Here is a 19,449-nt window from a genome sequence, read left to right as displayed (position 1 = left end):
GGATTGTGCATCCGACGACGGTTTGGCCGCTCTGAGTGTCGTCAGGTTCACAAACGGTGGCGACCCTGTGGATGACTCGCGACCCCGGCGGTGATTCGTCGGTCCCCGCGTGCACCGTACGAGCATGACCGACCTGCCATGGCCGTTCGTCGGGAGCGAAGCGTTGTCGACCGGCGCGATCTCTGAGCGCGCGATGCGCCGCCTGTACGCCCCGATGTATCCGGGTGTCTACGTCCCACGTGACGCCGCGGTATCGGCGCGCGATCGCGCGCAGGCAGCATGGCTGTGGTCGAAGCGGCGCGGAATCGTCGCGGGCCTGTCGGCAGCGGCGGTACTGGGCGCCAAGTACATCGACGGGTCGGAGCCCGCTGAACTCATCCACGACAACCGCAGGGCGCCAACCAAACTCGTCGTCCGGACAGAACGCGTACTACCGAGCGAACTCCTGACCATGACCGCGATGCGTGTGACGACTCCGGCACGCACGGCGTTCGACCTCGGTCGCCATCTCGAAGACCGGACCGTCGCAGTGCAGCGTCTCGACGCTCTGGCCAACGCCACCGGGCTCAAACACGTCGACGTGGAGGCGGTGATCGCCGCGCATGCGGGCGCCCGCGGCATTCCTCGGCTCAGGCGCGTGCTTCCGCTGATGGACGCCGGTGCGGAATCCCCGCAGGAGACGGTGGCCCGGCTGGCGTTGATCGACGCGGGGCTTCCGGCGCCGCAGACGCAGGTTCGCGTATTCGACGAGTACAGGCAGTTCCTCGCCCGTCTCGACATGGCGTATGAGGACTTCAAGGTCGGTATCGAATACGACGGCCCACAACACTGGACCGATCCAAGCGTGAGGCAGCGCGACATCGACAAGCAGTTCGCGTTGTCGGAACTCGACTGGGTGATCATCCGGGTTAGCAGAGACCTGCTGCGCTACCGGCGCGCCACCTATGTGGCCAGGGTCGAGAGCGCGTTGCGCGCACGCGGGCTTCGATTGTGAATCTGGCGACGCTTTTCCGCCAAAATCGTCGTCAGATGCACAAACGGGCCACGAAGGCCGACTAAGAGCCCTTCAGCAGCGACTCGGCCGCCGAGAGCAGTGCGCAGGTGGCCAGACCGTCGATCGCGGCCCGCAGCTCGGGCTCGGGGGGCATCGTCGGGGCGATGCGGATGTTCTTGTCTTCCGGGTCTTTTCGATACGGGAACGTCGCGCCCGCTTCCGTCACCGCGATGCCCGCATCCTTGGCGAGCGCCACGGTGCGCTTGGCCGTGCCGGGCAGGACGTCGAGGCTGATGAAGTATCCGCCCTTGGGTTCGGTCCACGATGCGATCTTCGAATCGCCGAGCCGCTCGGAGAGAATCTCCAACACCGCGGCGAACTTAGGTGCGAGCAGCTGCTGGTGACGCTGCATCTGCAGACGCACGCCGTCGGCGTCGCGGAAGAAGCGCAGATGGCGCAGCTGGTTGACCTTGTCCGGGCCGATCGACTTCTTGCCCGCATGCTGCAGGTACCAGGTGATGTTGCCCAGCGAGGCCCCCAGGAAGCTGACCCCGGCGCCGGCGAAGGTGATCTTCGACGTGGACGCGAAAACCAGGGGGCGGTTGCCGTTGCCCGCGGCCTCGGCCAACCCGAGCACGTCGACGTTGCGGACGAAGTCGTGGGTCAAGGTGTGCACCGCGTAGGCGTTGTCCCACATCAACCGGAAATCGTTTGCCGCCGTTCGCATCTGAACCAGCCGGCGCACCGTCTCCCAGGAGAACGTCACGCCGGTCGGATTGGAGTACACCGGCACGCACCACATCCCCTTGATGGCGGGATCGGTGGCCACGAGTTCCTCGATGAGGTCGACGTCGGGACCGTCCTCGAGCATCGGCACGGTGATCATCTCGATGCCCAGGCTCTCGGTGATCGCGAAATGCCGGTCGTAGCCGGGGGCCGGACACAGGAACTTCAGTGCGGGCTCCTGAGCCCACGGCCGCGCCGAGTCGGGGCCGCCGTGCAGCATCGAGAACACGACGACGTCGTGCATCAACTCGAGGCTGGCGTTGTTGCCCGCGATCAGGTTCTGCACCGGGATGCCGAGCAGTTCCCCGAAGATCGCGCGCAGCTCGGGTAGCCCGTGCACGCCGCCGTAGTTGCGGACGTCGGTGCCGTCGCCGTCACGGAAGTCGTCGGGACCGGGCAATTGGAGCAGCTTGTTGGACAGGTCCAGCTGCGCCGCGGACGGCTTACCGCGGGTCAGGTCGAGCTTGAGCCCCTTGGCCTGCAGTTCGGCGTAGTTGCGCTTCTGCTGCTCATGTTCTGCGGCGAGTTCGTCCCGGCCGAGCGACAGAAATGACACCGAACGCCTTTCGACTGAAGATGCGGGAAATGAAGGGGACCCCGCGCACCCGCCAGAGCCCATTGACCCTTGCTGCCTTCCGGCCCTGGGGGAGTTCACAGGATGGACGCCGCGCGGGGTCCACGGCGAGTCTAATACCCGAGCCGGTTGCATCCGGATCGGCTCTGGTCTGAGGTCGGCTACCATGGCCCGCGGAGGATTCGCCTAGTGGCCTATGGCGCTCGCCTGGAACGCGGGTTGGGTTAATAGCCCTCGCGGGTTCAAATCCCGCATCCTCCGCACTCGGCCCGGGGTGCGGCTTGTCGGCACGTTCCGACGGCCAGGCTCGGTCGCACCCCGGGGCCAAACAATCGTCTAGGAGGAGAATGAGCCGCACTGTCGCGGTGACCTGGCACGCGTCGTTCAGCGTCGTGGCCGGTGTTCTGTACTTCTTCTTCGTCCTGCCCCGCTCCTATGAGCTCTCCGGCGACATTCCGCACACCTTCGGCACGGTGATGCGCATCGTGTGCGGCGCGTTGATCGGGCTGGCCGCGCTGCCGGTGGTGTTCACCCTCCTGCGGACTCGACGCCCGGAATTCGGAACGCCCCAGATGGCGCTGCGGCTGCGGGCCGTGTCGATTGCGCTGCACGTGCTGGCCGGCGTGTTGATCGTCGGCGCGGCCGTCAGCGAGATCTGGTTGTCGCTCGATACCGCGGGCAGGTGGCTGTTCGGTGTCTACGGCGCCGCAGCAGCGATCGCACTGCTCGGCGTTTTCGCGTTCTACCTCGCTTCGGTGGCCGAGATGCCACCACCGCCTCCCAAGCCGCTGAAGGTCAAGGAGCCCAAACAGCGCCGCGGTCGCCGCGGGGGCGCGAAAGCCGAGGACCAGGCCGAAGACGCCGACGAGGTTGTCGACGAGACCGAGGATGCCGCAGCGGCCGACGAGACCGACGAGTCCGGCGACGAGGCCGAGGTGACCGACGAGTCCGGCGACGAGGACGACGCCGAGACGGACAAGGATGCCGGGGCCACCGAAGAGGCCGAGGTCAAGGCGGACGCCGACGAATCCGGGGCCGATACCGAGGAATCTGCGGCCGAGGCCACCGAAGAAGCCGAGAGCGGCGAGGGCAAACTGCGTAATCGCAGACCCGAACCGGCACGTCGCCGCCGTCGGCGCTTGCGTGGCGGCGTCGCGCTAGACGATTAGTCGTCCCCGGCATCGGGCAATATGGGCCTATGGGCAAATTCCCCTTTCGGCGTCCAATCACGACGCTGCTGATCGCATTGGCCATGGCGTTCGCCGTGGTGGCGCCGGTGTTTCCGGCCGCGGCGGCCCCCGGCGACCCTGTCGCGGCCGCCGCTCAGGTCGAACCCGCCGTCGTCCGGATCGACACCGAGATCGACTATCAAGGCGCATACGGAAACGGCGCCGGTTTCGTGATCGATCCCAACGGCCTGGTTCTGACCAACTTCCACGTGGTATCCGGTGCGGATCGGATCACCGCGAGCGTCGGAGGTCGGTCGTATCCGGCTGAGCTGGTCGGCTACAACCGCAAGCGCGACATCGCGGTGCTGCAGCTGATCGGCGGGACCAACCTGCCGGTCGCACCGCTCGGTGACTCCGCGCTCCTGGCGCCCGGTGAACCCGTCGTCGCGCTCGGCAACGCCAACGGGACGAACGGACCGTTGACGCGCGAGGTCGGCACCATCACCGCGTTCGGCCGGACGGTGAACGCCGAGGACTCGCTGACCGGCAGCAAGGACGAACTCGCCGGGCTCATCGAGTTCGCCGCGCCGGTCGTCGCGGGTGACTCCGGCGGCCCGGTGGTCAACGGCGCCGGTCAGGTCGTCGGCATCACCACCGCGGCTTCGGTGAACTTCCGCTTCGGTCCGGGCGGTGAGGGCTTCGCGATCCCGATCAACGACGCATTGCCGATCGCCAACCAGATCCGGTCCCGCATGGCGTCGGCCGATGTGCACATCGGTCCTCCGGTACTGCTCGGTGTCGGGGTGCGCTCGGCGCAACGCGGCCCCGGTGTGCAGATCGCCGACGTGCTACGCGGCGGGCCGGCCGACCGGGCGGGACTGGTTCCCGGCGACGTGCTCGTCGTGCTCGACGGCACACCTCTGGATTCGGCGACGACGCTGACCTACGTGCTGGACCGCCACTATCCCGGCGACGTTGTCGACCTCACGTGGGTCGATCGGGCCGGGCTGGAACGGACCGCCAAGGCCACCCTGACGCCGCTCTAACGACCGAGGAGTCGTTCCAGGCCGGCGATGAGCACATCGAGTTCGAAGTCGAACTGGTGCTCGGCGTCGTGGCGCTGAGATTCGGCCGAGGCGAGCACGGCACGCAGCGCCGGATAGGTGTCCTCGGGTTCCCACTCCAAGGCCGCCGACGTCTCGGCTCGGTGCCGGTGCATCCCCGACGGCGTCTGCGCGGCGCTGCTGTGGGCGGCCGACTGCGCGATGTTGGAGGCCGCGGTCAACCCGTACCGGGCGGTGTCCGGTGCAAAGCCGGCCGTGAGCAGTGCGTCGAGCACTCGGTCGGCAAGCGCCAACGCGGCGGCCGCGCCCAGACCTCGTAGTCGGGTGAAATCGGTGGCGGCGCCGACCTGGGTCAGCCCATTACGGAACGCGACGGTGTAGGCGCGCAGGACCGCCCGCCAGTCGTCGCCGTCGGGCAATTCGACGCTGGTGAGCTCACGTTCGAAAAGGTCGGTCACCACCAACGTCAGCAGGCCCTCCCGGTCGCCGACGTAGTAGTGCAGGGCCTTGCGGGTGACCCCGAGCGCATCGGCGACCGCCTGCATCGTCAGGTCCGCGCTCGCCACGTCCCTGGCCGCCGCGACAATCTGGTCGCGGCTGATCCGGGGTGGGCGACCCCTGGTTCGGCCGCTCATCACGGTCAGACTAGGGCCTCGCGGGATTATTTTTCGCCGCGCGGTAAAAATGGCCACGCGGAGCGGCGGCCTTTCCTATGCTGTGCGGGTGCCAAACACTCCCTATCGCGTCGTGCAGTGGACCACCGGCAATGTCGGCAAGAGTTCAGTCCAGGCGATCGCCACGAATCCGAACTACGAACTCGTCGGCCTCTATGCGTGGTCGCAGGACAAGGCGGGCCGGGACGCCGGAGAACTCGCCGGCATCGCACCTCTCGGCGTGAAGGCCACCAACGACGTCGACGCCCTGCTCGCCTTGAAGCCCGACGTCGTGGTCTACAACCCGATGTGGATCGACGTCGACGAACTGGTCCGCATCCTCGAAGCCGGCGTCAACGTCGTGTCGTCGGCATCCTTCATCACCGGACACAACCTCGGTGATGACCGGGTCAAGCTCGAAGAGGCGTGCAAGCGCGGCGGGTCGACGCTGTTCGGGTCCGGGATCAGCCCGGGCTTCGCCGAACTGCTCGCCATCGTGGCCGCCACGGGCTGCGACCGGGTCGACAAGATCACCATCGCCGAATCCGCCGACACCACGCTCTACGACTCCCCCGACACCGAGCGGCCCGTCGGCTTCGGCACCGCGATCGATGATCCGAACCTGGCGCCGATGGCCTCGAAAGGCACCGCGGTGTTCGCCGAGGCGGTGCGGCTGGTCGCCGACTCGATCGGCGTCGAGCTCGACGAGATCAAGTGTGTGTCCGAATATGCCCAGACCACAGAGGATCTCGTGATGGCGTCGTGGACGATCCCGGCCGGCCACGTCGCGGGCGTGTACGCCAGTTGGCAGGGGATCGTCGACGGCAAGACGGTGGTCGACATCAACGTCCGGTGGAAGAAGGGCACCACGCTCGACCCGGACTGGCAGATGGACGCCGAGGGCTGGAAGATCACGATCGACGGCCGGCCGACGGTGAACATGCAGGTCGGTTTCCTGCCCCCGCAGGACATGATCGAGAACGCGAAGTCGATCGAAGACTTCTTCGTGCTAGGCCACATCATGACCGCCATGCCCCCGATCCATGCGATCCCCGCGGTGGTGGCGGCGCCTCCCGGCATCGCCACCTACAACGACCTGCCGCTGCCGCAGGCGCGCGGCGTCGGGCCCAGGCGGTAACGGCTCAGCCGGTCACCTGCAGGACGTTCGCCTTGAGTTGGGCGGACGGCGGTCCTTCCAGGACGACGTCCTGCAGAATCTGCGCCTGGCCGTTCTCCACGGTGAACTCGCCCTTCTGCGGCGCGTTACCGCCGACCACTTCGTAGAACACGGTGAACGGCGTCTTCGGGAGCGGATGCATGCCAATGTATTTCGGCTCGATCGAATACTTGTAGAAGCATCCGGGCGCTTCGGGTGCGCAGTGCTGGTCGGTGACGGCGACGTTGATCGTGAACTCGAACGGCGTCGGGACCTTCGGCGGCGGCGCCTGCGTCGCACGCTGCGCGGAGGCGGCCTCGGTCTGCTTGGCCTGCTTGACCGACCCGACGACCATCACGGCTGCCACTCCGACACCGCTGCCCACGAGCGCGAACAGTGCCAGGCCGGCCAGCCATCTACGAACGGTCGTCGAAAGGCGCATGCCAACAGCAGACCCGGTTCACCGCCCGATCGGCGACATTTCGGCGTGCTGAGCGAGTCGTGTCAGCCGCCCGGCGGCGGAGCCACCGTGGTGGTGGGTGTCGGCGGGGACGTCTCGGTGACGGTGACGGTGTCCGTCTCGGTCGGCGGGGTCGTGGTGGCCGGCGACTCGGCCGGCGGCGTGGTGGTGGCCGGTGTTTCCGTGACCGTGGTGGTCGGCGGGGGAGGCGCCACCGCGGTCGTGGTGACGACGGTCGTCTGCGTCTCGACGGAGGTGGTGCCCGCGGTTCCCGGGCTGAGGACACCGCACGCGATCCGCCGGTCGGCCGCGGCCGGGTCCTCCATGATCGCGCTCTCGTGCAGCACGATCGAGGACCCTTGCGGCGTCGTGAGCTGCTCCTCGGTGAAGGCGTCGCTGGTCGCGACCAGCTTGCCCGCGCCGTTGGACCGCACGAGCAGGGGCGGCAGATCGCCGCTGGCGGGCATGCCCGTGTGGCCGGGCGCCTGGAAGTGCTCGCCGGCGGATGCGAAGCCGTCGCCGGCCTCGCAAAGGCCGATCTGATGGATGTGCATGCTGTGGAAACCGGGCGACAGGATGCCGTCCTCGACGGTTTCGACGGTCACCGTGGCGTACCCGCCGGAGAAGTCGATGGTGGCATCGGCGACGTGTCTGCCGTCGACCGTGTTGATCTGGGTGGTCAGGCCCTGTGCGGCGGGCGTGGTGGTCGTCGTGGTGGTGGTGGCCGAGTCGTCGGACGCTTGATTGGCACAGCCGACCGCGACCGCGAGCACACCCAAGGCAACACTGGCTTGTTTGATCATGAACTCCCCGTACCCGTGTGACGCGCCACACAAACCGCTCACTCAGTTGTTGACCGGGTTGCCGTCCTCGTCCCAGTTCGCGGCCACCTTCTTGCTCGGTTGCACCCGCGGCGGCTCGCCGGGCATCTTCGGATAGCTCGGCGGATACGGCAGATCGCCGAGCCCGCGCTCCTCGTCGGCCTTGACCATGTCCAGCAGCTTGTTGATCGACTGCGGCGTGCGGTCGATGTCGGCCCACGGATCGGGCCGTCCCGCAAGGAAATCGGGCACGGACGTGATCGTGTAGTCGTCGGGGTCGGCGGTGCGAAGCTCGTCCCAGGTCAACGGCGTGGAGACGGTGGCGATGGGGGTCTTGCGCGCCGAGTACGCGGAAGCGAAGGTCCGGTCCCTCGCATTCTGGTTGTAGTCGATGAAGATGCGCTCACCCCTCTCCTCCTTCCACCATGACGTGGTGACCGCGTCGGGCGCCCGGCGTTCGACCTCGCGCGCCAGCGCGATGCCCGCGCGACGCACGTCGATGAAGTCCCAGTCGGTCTTGATCCGGAGGAAGACGTGCACACCGCGCCCGCCCGATGTCTTCGGATAACCGATCAGGCCCAATTCGTCGAGCAGCGGTTTGAGCACGTCGACCGCCACCGAGCTGGCGTCGGCGAAACCCGTTCCCGGTTGCGGGTCCAGGTCGATGCGCAGTTCGTCGGGATGCTCGGTGTCGGGACATCTCACCTGCCACGGGTGCAGGGTGATCGTGCCCATCTGGGCCGCCCATGCGATCGCCGACGGGTGGGTGACTTTCAGTGCGTCGGCGGTGCGACCCGATGGAAAGGTGACGGTGCACGTTTCGAGGTAGTCGGGATGCTTCTGCGGTACCCGCTTCTGGTAGATCTCCTCGCCCTCGATGCCGTCGGGGAATCGTTGGAGGTGCACCGGCCGGTCACGCAGCAGCGCCACCATCGGTTCGGCGACAGACAGGTAGTAGTCGAAGAGCTTGCCCTTGGTGCCGTTTTTGCCCAGCTTCGGGAAGTACACCTTGTCGCGGTTGGTCAACCGCACCTTCGTGCCGTCGACGTCGACTTCCTCTGCGGCTTTTCCCATCTCAGGACTCCAGTACGTCGTAGAGGTCGTAGTTGAGCGGAACGTCGAGCTGGTCGAAGGTACAGCTGCGCGGGTCGCGGTCGGGCCGCCAGCGCCGGAATTTCACCGCATGCCGGAAGCGTTGGGCGGCACCGCCGTTGCCCTCCATCTGGTCGTAGGCGACTTCGCAGACCTTCTCCGGCCGGATGGGGACCCACCGCTTGTCGGCGGCCGAGTTCCAGCGGCTGGGATCGCCGTCGCGCATCTCGTCGCCTTCACGAAGCGGCTCCAGCTCGGCCAGCAGCTTGATCCGGTCCTTGGCCGTGAAAGACGCTGCGCCACCGACCATCTGCAGCTCCCCGTCGTCGCGGTAGAGGCCCAGCAGGATGGAGCCGATACCCTCGCCGCTCTTGTGGATGCGATAACCCATCGCCACGCAGTCGGCGTCACGGGCGTGTTTGACCTTGACCATCTCCCGCTTGCCCGGCAGGTACGGGCCGTCGAGGCGCTTGGCGATCACGCCGTCGAGGCCGGCGCCTTCGAACTCCTCGAGCCACCGCACGCCGAGCCCGGGGTCTTCGGTGGTGCGGGTGACGTGACACCACTGCTTTTCGTTCACCGCATCCAGGAGTGCTTGGCGACGGACCCGGAAGGGTTGCTTGAGCAACGAGTCGTCGCCGACGGCCAGCGCGTCGAAGCCGATGAAGTGGGCCGGTGTCTGCTCGGACAGCATCTTGATGCGGCTGGCGGCAGGGTGGATGCGCTGGCTCAGCGACTCCCAGTCCAGGCGGGTGCGGCCGCCGAACTCGCGTGGGACGACGATCTCGCCGTCCAGAACGCACCGGGGTGCCAGCTCGTCGCGGACGGCCTCGACCACGTCGGGGAAATACCGGCCGAGGTCCTTACCGCTGCGGGAGAGCAGAACCACCTTGTCGCCGTCGCGAAAGACCAGGGCGCGGAACCCGTCCCATTTCGGCTCGTACGACCACACCCCGGCTTCGGGCGGGACCTTCGCCTGGGCCTTGGCCAGCATCGGTTCCAGCGGCGGCAGCACAGGCAGGTCCACCTGGCCCATTATTGCCTCCACGGCACTGCAGACCGCTGGATTGCCTTCATGCCCATGTAGACCGCCCACACTCGGCAATGTCATCGCCGGGTCATGGCCTGCGACAATGGCCCAATGCAGCTGCCAGTGATGCCGCCGGTGTCGCCGATGCTGGCCAAGTCGGTGGCGTCGATTCCCGCGGATGCGTCCTACGAACCGAAGTGGGACGGCTTCCGGTCGATCTGCTTCCGCGACGGCGACGAGGTCGAATTCGGCAGCCGCAACGAGCGACCGATGACCCGCTACTTCCCCGAACTGGTGGAAGCCGCGAAGGCCGAGCTTCCCGCGCGCTGCGTCATCGACGGCGAGATCATCGTCGCCGCCGATCGCGGGCTCGACTTCGAAGCGCTCCAGCAACGCATCCACCCCGCCGACACCCGCGTCCGGATGCTGGCCGAGAAGACGCCGGCGTCATTCATCGCGTTCGATCTTCTCGCGCTCGACGACATCGATTACACGCAAAGGCCTTTGGACGAACGCCGCGCCGCACTCGTCGACGCGCTGTCCGCCGCGGGTCCCAAGTTCCACGTCACACCCGTGACGACGGACCTGGCGACAGCGCGGCGCTGGTTCGACGAGTTCGAAGGCGCCGGCCTCGACGGCGTCATCGCCAAACCCCGGTCGCTCACCTATCAACCCGACAAGCGCGTGATGTTCAAGATCAAGCATCAACGCACGGCGGACTGCGTCGTCGCCGGCTACCGCCTCCACAAGTCCGGTGAAGACGCCATCGGGTCGTTGCTTCTCGGGCTGTACCAGGACGACGGCACGTTGGCTTCCGTCGGCGTGATCGGCGCCTTCCCGATGGCCCGCCGCCGCGAACTCTTCGTCGAATTGCAGCCGCTGATAACGACATTCGATGAGCACCCGTGGAACTGGGCCGCGAACGCCGATCCCGATGTGGTGCGCCGCTACGGCGGCGGATCGCGCTGGAACGCCGGCAAGGACCTCTCGTTCGTACCGTTGCGGCCCGAGCGGGTGGTCGAGGTGCGCTACGACCACATGGAGGGTTCGCGGTTCCGCCACACCGCGCAGTTCAACCGCTGGCGCCCCGACCGCGACCCCCGGTCGTGCACGTTCGACCAACTCGAGCAGCCGGTCACGTTCAAGCTGGGTGACATCGTTCCCGGGCTCGGCTGACCGGAGAATTTCGCCAACTCGGCGATGCCCGGGCGCTTCACGTGTGATGCTGCCCCCATGGCGATCACACGGGCGACGGCGGCGGCGGTGCTGCTCATCGGTGCCGCCATCGGATCGGCAGGCCCCGCGTGGGCGGACGGTCGGCTCGATGGCGAGTACCATCTGATCAACGGCGCAACCACGAACACGTGGTCGATCACCACGCAGTGCAACGCCGAGGGTTACTGTGGCGGAACGATTTCCAGTTCGACCGGGTTGATCGCGCAGATCAGCAGGCAGGCCGGCGGCCCTTGGCTCGTCGAGCGTCACGATGTCTTCAACGGACGTCCGTGTGCCGACGGCAGCACCGGGCCGGCCGACGTGACGTACGAGTTCGATCCGGCGACCTTGGCGGGTATCCTTCGCTACACCTGGAAACCAGGGACGTGCAACGATCCCAATCCCGGTCAGACCGAACAACCGATAAGCCTGCAGCCGCTGTAGCCGCTGGGGCGTCAATCCTGCGTCGCGCGTTGAAAACTCAGGGTTTCACCGCGCACGCCACCCATCCACAGGTCCTGGCAGGCCTCGGCCATCTCCTCGAGCCCTTCGATGACCGCGCCGAACACGTTGCCCGGAACCCAGCCCTGGTCACCGTTGATCAGCAGGTTGTTGCGCCCGTAGAACAACGCCAGGTCGACGATGGCTCCGGTGGTCCCGGTGCCGGTGGTGTTCTCGTAGCCGTAGGCGGGGTTGCCCAGTTGATCGGAGTCGAAGGAGAACCAGCACAGATCACCGGGGATCGGCGTCACCGTGGTGTTCTCCCTGCCGGGGTTTTTCGCCGCGAATTCCGGTAGCAGCGTGTAGATCTCGTTGCGGGCGTACTTGCCGTGGAACACCTGTGAGGAAAGTGGCAGCGCGTCCCACACCGCCGCGCAGGTGCGAGGCGCCGCATCGTCGAGCATGCGGGCAACGCAGCTGACGCCGCGCTTGTCGAGGGACACGGTGATCAGCCTGCTCATCGAACTCCTTGTGTTGTCAACGCCGGTGTGCGCCGGTGCCAGTCGGTGGCCATTTCGTGGGCACGGCCCACCCGCAACACCAACGCATCGGCGTGCCGGGGGCCGACGATCTGCAGCCCGATCGGCAGGCCTGCCGCGGTGAATCCGCACGGCACGCTCAACGCGGGCTGCTGAGTCATGTTGAACGGGTACGTATATGGCGTCCAACTCGCCCAGTAATGCGACCGCCAGCCATCGGGTACGTCGCGACCGACGCTGAACGCCGGTAGCGGAAGCGTCGGGGTGACCAAAACGTCGTAGGTTTCATGGAACCGGCCCATCGCCTGCCCCAGGTGCATGCGCACGGCCGTCGCGTCGAGGTAGTCCGACGCGGAGAACGACGCCCCCACCGCAGCGATCCGGCGCAACCCCGCGTCGACCCGGTCGTCGACCGCTTCGCCGTAGGCCTCCAACACCTTTGCCGCACCCGCGAACCACAGGACGTGGAAGGCCTCGATCGGATCGGCGAACCCGGGGTCGACCTCCTCGACCCGGGCACCCGCATCGGACAGCACCGTCACCGCGGCGCGCACGGCCGCATCGACCTCCGGATCGTTGCGCACGTAGCCCAGCCTCGGGGAGAACGCCACCCGCAGGCCGGCGATGCCGTCGTCGAGTCCGGTCAAGAACGACTCACGGGGTGTGGGCATCGCCGACCAGTCCCGGGCATCGAAACCGGTGATCACGTCCATCAGCGCGGCGGTGTCGACGACGGTTCTCGTCATCGGGCCGGGGTGAGCCAGCGTGCCGAACGGGCTCGGTGGATAGTGCGGTATCAGCCCGTAGGTGGGCTTGAGCGCGACGGTTCCGGTGAACCCAGCCGGGATCCGCACCGATCCCCCCGCGTCGGTGCCCACCGACCACACGCCCATGCCCAGGCCGACCGCCGCGGCGCTGCCGCCGCTCGAGCCGCCCGCGGTCTTGGTGGGGTCCCAGGGATTTCCAGTCACACCGAAGCGCGGTGAATCGGTGACGCCTTTCCACGAGTACTCCGGTGTCGTGGTCTTGCCGAGCAGTACGGCTCCGGTCTCGCGAAGCCGCGCCGTGCAGGGCGCATCCTCGTCCCACGGCCCGGGCTCGTCGATCAGCCAACTGCCCCGCAGCGTCGGCCATCCCTTCGTCCACAGCGCGTCCTTGATCGATGTCGGCACCCCGTCTCCGGGCCCGAGCGGCTGCCCGGCGTGCCAGCGCGCCTCCGAAGCTCGCGCCGCGGCCAGCGCCCCCTGGGGGTCGACGAGCACGTAGGCGTTGACCGCACCGTTGTAGGCGTCGATCGCGGCCAGCGCCTCCTGGGTGGCCTCGACCGGGGAGATGGTCTTGTCGCGGTAGCCCCGGACCAGTTCGGCGGCGGTCGGGATCATCGCGAGGCCCCCGGAATGTAGCCGAGCTCTTTGTCCACCACGTTCACCAACGGCTCCCCCGCCAGCCAGCGCCGCGCGTTGTCGGCGAACTGCTCGGTCAGCGTCTCGCGCCACCCCACGACGTCGCCGGCCATGTGCGCGGTGATCGTCACGTTGGGAGCGTCCCACAGCGGATGGTCCGGCGGCAGCGGTTCGGTGTCGAAGACGTCCAGCGTCGCACCGCCAATCCGGTTGTCGCGCAACGCCGCAAGCAACGCTGACTCGTCGACAAGCGGTCCGCGCCCGATGTTGACCAGATGTGCGTCGGGCTTCATCGCCGACAGCACCGAGGCGTCCACCAGGCCGCGCGTCGAGTTCGTCAGCGGCGCAGCGAGCACCAGGTGGTCGCACCAGCCGACCTCATCGGCCAGGTCGGCGCTGGCGACCACGTCGCCGAAGTCGGGGTCGTCCGCCCTGGCCACCCGACCCGCCCCGCGCACCTGCATGCCCACCACCCTCAGCAGTCGCGCGATCTCCCGGCCGATGCTGCCGGTGCCGACGACGAGCGCACGGGCACCGGCGATGGCCCGAGTCTCGCGGTGTTGCCACCGATGCTCGCGTTGCAGGGCGAAGCTGGTGCGGCCGTCCTTGGCGTGGGCGAGCACCGCGCCCAGCACGTACTCGGCGATCGGGCGGTCGAACACGCCGCGGGCATTGGTCACCACCACGTCGGAGTCGCGGAGTTCGTCGAAGAGCAGGGTGTCGACGCCGGCCGCGGTGACGTGGATCCATTCGAGTCCCGTGGCTTCGCTCCATACGTCGCGAACCGCGGTCGAGAAGAAGTCCCACAGCAACAGCGCGCGGGCACCGCGGACGGCCGACGCGAGGTCCTCGGCGGTGCAGTAGCGGAAGTCGACGTCGAGCCCGTCGAGACCCGATGGGCGGTCGGCGGGCTGCTTGCACAGGACGGCGACGACCGGCCGCGCGGAATCGCCTCTGACCTGCGACGACGTATCAATCTGCACGCTCTCGCGGGGGCCTGGCACGTCCCGAGGCTAGGGACACGCCGTAGGATTGTCAACAATCTGTTGCCGGTTTGGTCATCTGGCCTCACACTGTGCAAATGAGGATCGGGGAATTGGCGCCGCCCCCACCATTGCAGCAGGTAGGCATAGGCGTCGTCACACCATATGACTTCGCGCTCGACCGGGAACTGTGGCGTTGGGTGCCCGACGACGTCAGCCTGTACGTGACCCGGCTCAGATATGCCCCCTTGCCGGTGACCGTCGACATGGCGGTGCACATATCCGACCCCGAACACGTGATCGCCGGCGCGGCGAACGTGCTGGCCGTCTCTCCGATCGTCACCGCGTACGCGTGCACAGCGGGCAGCTTCGTCAAGGGCATGGCCGGGGAGGCCGCGCTGGTCGCGGCGATGCGGGCGGCCGGGGCCCCGGCTGCCGTGACCACCAGCGGCTCGATGCTCGAGGCGCTGCGACACCTAGGCGTCGGACGCGTCGCAACCGTCACCCCCTACACCTCGGACCTGACGATCGGCTTGACGAGCTACCTCATGGAGGCCGGCATCGAAGTCGTGGCCACCTCGGGACTGGGGCTGACGTCGCAGATCTGGTCGGTGCCGTACTCGCGGACCGCCGAGCTGGTCCGCGCCACCGACGTCGAGGATGCCGAGGCCATCGTCATCAGTTGTACGAACCTGCCCACCTACGACCTGATCGCCGAACTCGAGGCCGAGCTGCAGAAGCCGGTGGTATCGGCCAACCAGGTGACCATGTGGGCGGCGCTGCGGGTGGCCGGGCGCAAAGCGGTGGGACCGGGACAACGCCTGTTCGAGGCGTAGTCGGCTACGGGCCGGTTGTTAGCATTGTCGACAATCTGCGATCGAAGGGGCGTCATGGCGACCGTAGGACTGCTCTATCCGGGGCACAGCGCCGAGGACGACTTCCCCGCCCTCGAGGGCAGGATCGACGGTGAGCTGCGTCTGCCCGTGGTCATCACATCGGTCGGGGAGGACGCGCACCGGGTCGACGCGCTGCTGGATCTCGGTGGCCACGAGCGACTGGCCGACGGTGTGCGCCGGCTCGCCGAGGCGCGCCCGCAGGCGGTGATGTGGGCGTGCACGTCGGGAAGCTTCGTGTTCGGTCCCGAGGGCGCGCGCCAACAGGCCGCGAAAGTCGCTGCGGCTGCAGGTGTTCCGGCGTCATCGACCTCGATCGCGTTCGTCGACGCGCTGCGCCACCTCGGCATCCGGCGCGTCGCCGTGGCCGCGTCGTACCCGCACGACGTCGCCGAGCACTTCGTGCGGTTCCTGGCCGCCGACGGCATCGAGGTGGTGGCGATGGGCAGCCAAGGCATCATCACCGCCGCAGAAGTCGGGACGCTGAAGCCGCAGCGGGTGGAGCAGATGGTCACCGCGGCCGATCACCCTGACGCGGAGGCGGTATTGGTTCCCGACACCGCGATGCACACCCTGGCTATCGTTGACCGCCTCGAAGCCGCGGTCGGCAAACCGGTGCTGACCGCCAACCAGGTGACGGTGTGGAAGGGCCTGCAACTCGCCGGAACCGTGCCCGCGCTCGCGGGCCTGGGCCGGCTGTTCGAGGAGTGCCGGTGACCGGGTTCCTCGCGCCGGTGGAGCAGGAGTCCACGCCGAGCATCGTCGCCGACAAGCTCCGGCAGGCGATCGCGCACGGCGAGCTGGCCCCGGGCACCCAGCTGATCGAGGCCGACCTGGCCCGCAGACTGGGTGTCAGCCGCGGACCACTGCGCGAGGGGATGCAGCGGCTGACCCAGGAGGGTCTGCTGATCGCGATCCGCAACCGCGGGGTGTTCGTGATCGACATGACGCCCGAGGTGGCCTCCGACATGTACCTCGCGCGCGAGGCCATCGAACGCGCCGCTACCCGACGGATTCTGCAGGGCGACTACGTGACCGCAGGCGACGAGCTGCTGGCGATCGTCGAGGAGATGGCCGCGGCCACCGACGTCGAGGAGGGCAGCGAGGCCGACATCCGGTTCCACGAACTCCTTGTCGAACTCGCGGGCAGCGAGCGGCTGTCGCGGATGCACCAGACGTATCTCGTGGAGACGCGGATGTGTGTGCACGCGCTGGCCGACACCTACGACAACCCCAACGACCGGGTCGTCGAACACCATGCGTTGGCCAGCGCGATCAGGGCCGGTGATGTGCAGCTGTCGGACAAGCTGCTGATCGCTCATATGGAGGACGCGGTCGACCGGCTGGTCGAGCGGGTGTCGCGCGGCGCCTGAACCTCACGCGAGGGCGATGCCGACGTACTTGGTTTCCAGGAACTCGTCGATGCCCACCGAACCGCCTTCGCGGCCGAGCCCGGATTGTTTGACCCCGCCGAACGGTGCCGCGGGGTTGGACACGATGCCCTGGTTCAACCCCACCATGCCGGTCTCCAGCGCTTCGGCGACCCGCAGGGCCCGGCGCAGATCATTGGTGAAAACGTAAGCCACCAAACCGTATTCGGTGTCGTTGGCCGCGGCGACGACGTCGTCCTCGGTCTCGAACGGGGTCAGCGGCGCGACCGGCCCGAAGATCTCCTCGCCCGACATCCGCGCGTCGCGTGGCACACCGGTCAGCACGGTCGGCGAGTAGAAGTAACCGTCGCCCGAGACCGCCGCACCGCCCGTCAACACGCGCGCGCCGCGACCGACCGCGTCGTCGACCAGAGCCTGCACCTTGTGCAGTGCCGCGGAGTCGACCAGCGGACCGACGTTGACGCCGTCCTCGGTGCCCCGGCCCACAGTCAAGGCCGCCATTCGCTCGGCCAACCGGCGTCCGAACTCGTCGATCACCGAGGTGTGCACGAAGATTCGGTTCGCCGCCGTGCACGCCTCTCCCATGTTGCGCATCTTGGCGGCCATCGCCCCGTCGACCGCCTCGTCGAGATCGGCGTCGGCGAACACGATAAACGGGGCGTTGCCGCCGAGTTCCATCGAGGTCCGCAACACCTTGTCCGCGCACTGCTCGAGCAGGATCCGGCCCACCCGGGTCGACCCGGTGAACGACAGCTTGCGCGCGAGTCCCGAGCGGATGAGCGGTTCCATGACCGCGTTGGCGTCCATCGCGGTGATGCAGTTGACGGCGCCGGCGGGCACACCCGCCTCGTCGAGGATTCCCATCAGCGCCAACATCGTCAGCGGCGTCTGGTGCGCCGGTTTGACCACGCTGGTGCACCCGGCGGCGATCGCGGGTCCCAGCTTGCGGGTGCCCATCGCCATCGGAAAGTTCCACGGGGTGATCAGCAGACAGGGCCCGACGGGCTGGCGGGTGATGAGGAAGCGGGCACCACCGGCGGGTGCGGTCTGATAGCCGCCGTCGATTCGGGTGGCCTCCTCGGCGAAATGACGGAAGAACTCTGCGGCATAGGCGATTTCGCCGCGCGCCTCGGCGAGAGGTTTGCCCATCTCCAGTGTCATCAACAGCGCGAGGTCGTCGACGCGCGCGTGCAGCAATTCGAATGCGGCCATCAACATGTCGGCGCGGGCCCGCGGCGGTGTCGCCGCGAACTCGCGCTGGGCCGCGACCGCCGCATCGAGTGCGGTGCGCGCGTCAGCGGGGGTGGCGTCGGCGACCGCGCACAGCGTCCGCCCCGTCGCCGGGTCGATGACGTCGAAAGTGCGCCGTTGGCTGGCGTCGATCCACTTGCCGTCGACGAAGAGTCGCTTGTCCACCGCCTCGATCACGTGCCGCTCGCGATCCACCCACGCCTCCTCTGGTCGGATTGTTGACAATCTACAGCGCACCGCTGACGATCATGGCATGAACCCGGCCTCTGAAGCCCCGCAGCTCTCCGCGATTCTCAAACAGGCGACCGGCGTCGTCGCCGCCCGTGGCGATGGGGTGATGCTCTACGACGAGCAGGACCGGCCCTACCTCGACTTCACCGCGGGCATCGGGGTGACCAGCACCGGACACTGTCATCCACGGGTGGTGGAGGCCGCGCAGCGCCAGGTCGCCACGCTGATCCACGGCCAGTACACGACCGTCATGCACCGGCCGCTGCTCACCCTGGTGGAACGGCTGGGAGAGGTGTTGCCGGCCGGGCTCGACCGGTTGTTCTTCGCCAACTCCGGAAGCGAAGCGGTGGAAGCGGCGCTGCGGCTTTCCCGCCAGGCCACCGCCCGCCCCAACGTCATCGTCTTCCACGGAGGCTTCCACGGCCGCACCGTCGCCGCGGCCTCGATGACCACCTCGGGCACCAAATTCCGCTCGGGCTTCGCCCCGTTGATGGCGGGGGTGCACGTGGCGCCTTTCCCGGACCCCGGCCACTTCGGCTGGCCGGTCGAGCAGGCCACCGATTTCGCACTGGCCCAACTGGATTACCTCCTGCAGACGATCAGCGCACCCGCCGACACCGCCGCGTTCTTCGTCGAACCCGTGCTCGGCGAGGGCGGCTACGTGCCCGCCAACGAGCGGTTCTTTGCCGGGTTGCGCGAACGCGCCGACGCCCACGGCATCCTGCTGGTCGTCGATGAGGTGCAGACCGGCTTCGGGCGCACCGGCCGGTTCTGGGGCAGTCAGCACTTCTTCGGCGATTCGGGCGTACGCGCCGACATCCTGATCACCGCCAAGGGCCTCGCGTCGGGCTTCCCGCTGTCGGGCATCGCGGCGCCTGCGGCGCTGATGGAGCGGGCGTGGCCGGGTTCGCAGGGCGGGACGTACGGCGCCAACGCGGTGGCGTGCGCGGCCGCCGTGGCCACCCTCGACGTGATCGCCGACGAGCGACTGGTCGACAACGCCGCCGAACGCGGGGCGCAGCTGCGCGAGGCGTTGCGAACCGTGGCCGACAAGTTCGACGCGATCACCGACGTGCGCGGTCTCGGCCTGATGCTCGGCGCCGAATTCCGCGACGCCGCAGGCAGACCCGATGGGGCGACTGCCCTGGCCGTACAGCAGGAGGCCGCCCGGCGCGGCCTGCTGCTGCTGACCTGCGGCGCCTGGGGGCAGGTCGTCAGGTTCATCCCGGCGCTCGTCGTGACCGCGGAGCAGATCGACCAGGCGGCGGGAATCTGGTCCGACGCGGTGAACGCCGTCCTGTGA

The 19,449-nt window shown here is 68.0% G+C and carries 20 protein-coding genes, 1 tRNA gene and 1 other RNA gene; 11 read left to right on the top strand and 11 right to left on the bottom strand.

The window, feature by feature from the left end; genetic code table 11:
- Positions 1 to 124 precede the first annotated feature (124 nt).
- Positions 125 to 994, top strand: a complete 870-nt coding sequence (locus RMCN_RS10010; protein ID WP_067388716.1) for a type IV toxin-antitoxin system AbiEi family antitoxin — start codon at positions 125 to 127, stop codon at positions 992 to 994.
- A 61-nt stretch (positions 995 to 1,055) separates the two neighbouring features.
- On the opposite strand, the gene RMCN_RS10005 is transcribed toward RMCN_RS10010, so the two are convergent.
- Both RMCN_RS10005 and ffs read right to left on the bottom strand, forming a co-directional pair.
- Complete coding sequence (locus tag RMCN_RS10005) at positions 1,056 to 2,336, bottom strand: aspartate aminotransferase type Ic (protein ID WP_067388714.1); 1,281 nt, start codon at positions 2,334 to 2,336, stop codon at positions 1,056 to 1,058.
- A gap of 30 nt (positions 2,337 to 2,366) precedes the next feature.
- Positions 2,367 to 2,461, bottom strand: an RNA gene (gene ffs, locus RMCN_RS10000) — signal recognition particle sRNA small type.
- A gap of 68 nt (positions 2,462 to 2,529) precedes the next feature.
- Between ffs and RMCN_RS09995 the strand changes: the two genes are divergently transcribed.
- The 3 genes from RMCN_RS09995 (at position 2,530) to RMCN_RS09985 (ending at position 4,569) form a co-directional block, all read left to right on the top strand.
- A tRNA-Ser gene (locus RMCN_RS09995) sits at positions 2,530 to 2,615 on the top strand.
- An 86-nt stretch (positions 2,616 to 2,701) separates the two neighbouring features.
- On the top strand, positions 2,702 to 3,523 hold the full coding sequence (locus tag RMCN_RS09990) for a lipid uptake coordinator LucA (RefSeq protein WP_067388712.1): 822 nt from the start codon (positions 2,702 to 2,704) through the stop codon (positions 3,521 to 3,523).
- Between the two features lie 29 nt (positions 3,524 to 3,552).
- Positions 3,553 to 4,569 carry a S1C family serine protease gene (locus tag RMCN_RS09985; protein WP_067388710.1) on the top strand — a complete coding sequence of 339 codons (1,017 nt, stop codon included), beginning with the start codon at positions 3,553 to 3,555 and terminating at the stop codon, positions 4,567 to 4,569.
- Here the strand turns inward: RMCN_RS09985 and RMCN_RS09980 are convergent.
- On the bottom strand, positions 4,566 to 5,222 hold the full coding sequence (locus RMCN_RS09980) for a TetR/AcrR family transcriptional regulator C-terminal domain-containing protein (RefSeq protein WP_067388708.1): 657 nt from the start codon (positions 5,220 to 5,222) through the stop codon (positions 4,566 to 4,568). The two genes, RMCN_RS09985 and RMCN_RS09980, sit on opposite strands and share 4 nt — an antisense overlap.
- An 88-nt stretch (positions 5,223 to 5,310) precedes the next feature.
- Between RMCN_RS09980 and RMCN_RS09975 the strand changes: the two genes are divergently transcribed.
- Positions 5,311 to 6,378, top strand: coding sequence for an NAD(P)H-dependent amine dehydrogenase family protein (locus tag RMCN_RS09975; RefSeq protein WP_067388845.1), 1,068 nt, complete (start codon positions 5,311 to 5,313; stop codon positions 6,376 to 6,378).
- A gap of 4 nt (positions 6,379 to 6,382) precedes the next feature.
- Here RMCN_RS09975 and RMCN_RS09970 read toward each other — a convergent pair whose 3' ends face one another.
- The 4 genes from RMCN_RS09970 to RMCN_RS09955 form a co-directional block, all read right to left on the bottom strand.
- On the bottom strand, positions 6,383 to 6,838 hold the full coding sequence (locus RMCN_RS09970; protein WP_067388706.1) for a hypothetical protein: 456 nt from the start codon (positions 6,836 to 6,838) through the stop codon (positions 6,383 to 6,385).
- A 62-nt stretch (positions 6,839 to 6,900) separates the two neighbouring features.
- Complete coding sequence (locus tag RMCN_RS09965) at positions 6,901 to 7,659, bottom strand: superoxide dismutase family protein (protein WP_067388704.1); 759 nt, start codon at positions 7,657 to 7,659, stop codon at positions 6,901 to 6,903.
- Positions 7,660 to 7,701: 42 nt separating this feature from the next.
- The gene (gene ligD, locus RMCN_RS09960) at positions 7,702 to 8,751 is read right to left on the bottom strand and encodes a non-homologous end-joining DNA ligase (protein WP_067388702.1); all 1,050 of its coding nucleotides are present in this window, start codon (positions 8,749 to 8,751) and stop codon (positions 7,702 to 7,704) included.
- Between the two features lies 1 nt (position 8,752).
- Entirely contained in the window at positions 8,753 to 9,805 is a 1,053-nt protein-coding gene (locus tag RMCN_RS09955) for an ATP-dependent DNA ligase (RefSeq protein ID WP_067388700.1), read from the bottom strand.
- A gap of 105 nt (positions 9,806 to 9,910) precedes the next feature.
- On the opposite strand from RMCN_RS09955, the gene RMCN_RS09950 reads away from it, so the two are divergent.
- Both RMCN_RS09950 and RMCN_RS09945 read left to right on the top strand, forming a co-directional pair.
- Positions 9,911 to 10,975 carry an ATP-dependent DNA ligase gene (locus RMCN_RS09950; protein WP_067388698.1) on the top strand — a complete coding sequence of 355 codons (1,065 nt, stop codon included), beginning with the start codon at positions 9,911 to 9,913 and terminating at the stop codon, positions 10,973 to 10,975.
- A gap of 57 nt (positions 10,976 to 11,032) precedes the next feature.
- A complete protein-coding gene (locus tag RMCN_RS09945; RefSeq protein WP_067388696.1) occupies positions 11,033 to 11,458 on the top strand; it encodes a hypothetical protein in 426 nt (141 codons plus the stop codon).
- An 11-nt stretch (positions 11,459 to 11,469) separates the two neighbouring features.
- Here RMCN_RS09945 and RMCN_RS09940 read toward each other — a convergent pair whose 3' ends face one another.
- The 3 genes from RMCN_RS09940 to RMCN_RS09930 are packed head-to-tail and all read right to left on the bottom strand — an operon-like array spanning position 11,470 to position 14,380.
- Positions 11,470 to 11,976: a DUF3830 family protein gene (locus RMCN_RS09940; protein WP_067388694.1), complete on the bottom strand. Its 507-nt coding sequence runs from the start codon at positions 11,974 to 11,976 to the stop codon at positions 11,470 to 11,472.
- The gene (locus RMCN_RS09935) at positions 11,973 to 13,376 is read right to left on the bottom strand and encodes an amidase (protein WP_067388691.1); all 1,404 of its coding nucleotides are present in this window, start codon (positions 13,374 to 13,376) and stop codon (positions 11,973 to 11,975) included. The genes RMCN_RS09940 and RMCN_RS09935 overlap by 4 nt, the downstream gene beginning before the upstream one ends.
- Positions 13,373 to 14,380, bottom strand: coding sequence for a D-2-hydroxyacid dehydrogenase (locus RMCN_RS09930; protein ID WP_067388843.1), 1,008 nt, complete (start codon positions 14,378 to 14,380; stop codon positions 13,373 to 13,375). Before RMCN_RS09930 ends, RMCN_RS09935 begins: the two co-directional genes overlap by 4 nt.
- A 98-nt stretch (positions 14,381 to 14,478) precedes the next feature.
- Here RMCN_RS09930 and RMCN_RS09925 point away from each other — a divergent pair, with 98 nt between their 5' ends.
- Genes RMCN_RS09925 through RMCN_RS09915 form a run of 3 tightly spaced genes read left to right on the top strand, consistent with a single transcriptional unit; the run spans position 14,479 to position 16,646 of the window.
- Positions 14,479 to 15,216, top strand: coding sequence for a maleate cis-trans isomerase family protein (locus RMCN_RS09925; protein ID WP_201028815.1), 738 nt, complete (start codon positions 14,479 to 14,481; stop codon positions 15,214 to 15,216).
- A gap of 54 nt (positions 15,217 to 15,270) precedes the next feature.
- Positions 15,271 to 15,990, top strand: coding sequence for a maleate cis-trans isomerase family protein (locus tag RMCN_RS09920; RefSeq protein WP_201028814.1), 720 nt, complete (start codon positions 15,271 to 15,273; stop codon positions 15,988 to 15,990).
- Positions 15,987 to 16,646, top strand: coding sequence for a GntR family transcriptional regulator (locus tag RMCN_RS09915; RefSeq protein WP_067388841.1), 660 nt, complete (start codon positions 15,987 to 15,989; stop codon positions 16,644 to 16,646). Before RMCN_RS09920 ends, RMCN_RS09915 begins: the two co-directional genes overlap by 4 nt.
- A gap of 3 nt (positions 16,647 to 16,649) precedes the next feature.
- On the opposite strand, the gene RMCN_RS09910 is transcribed toward RMCN_RS09915, so the two are convergent.
- Positions 16,650 to 18,110, bottom strand: coding sequence for an NAD-dependent succinate-semialdehyde dehydrogenase (locus tag RMCN_RS09910; RefSeq protein WP_067388687.1), 1,461 nt, complete (start codon positions 18,108 to 18,110; stop codon positions 16,650 to 16,652).
- 58 nt (positions 18,111 to 18,168) lie between these two features.
- On the opposite strand from RMCN_RS09910, the gene RMCN_RS09905 reads away from it, so the two are divergent.
- Positions 18,169 to 19,449, top strand: coding sequence for an aspartate aminotransferase family protein (locus RMCN_RS09905; protein ID WP_067388685.1), 1,281 nt, complete (start codon positions 18,169 to 18,171; stop codon positions 19,447 to 19,449).

The organism is Mycolicibacterium novocastrense, assembly GCF_001570485.1.
Classification (GTDB): Bacteria; Actinomycetota; Actinomycetes; order Mycobacteriales; family Mycobacteriaceae; genus Mycobacterium; species Mycobacterium novocastrense.
Note: the sequence above shows the minus strand (reverse complement) of the source record. Positions and strands in the feature narration are given on the sequence as shown.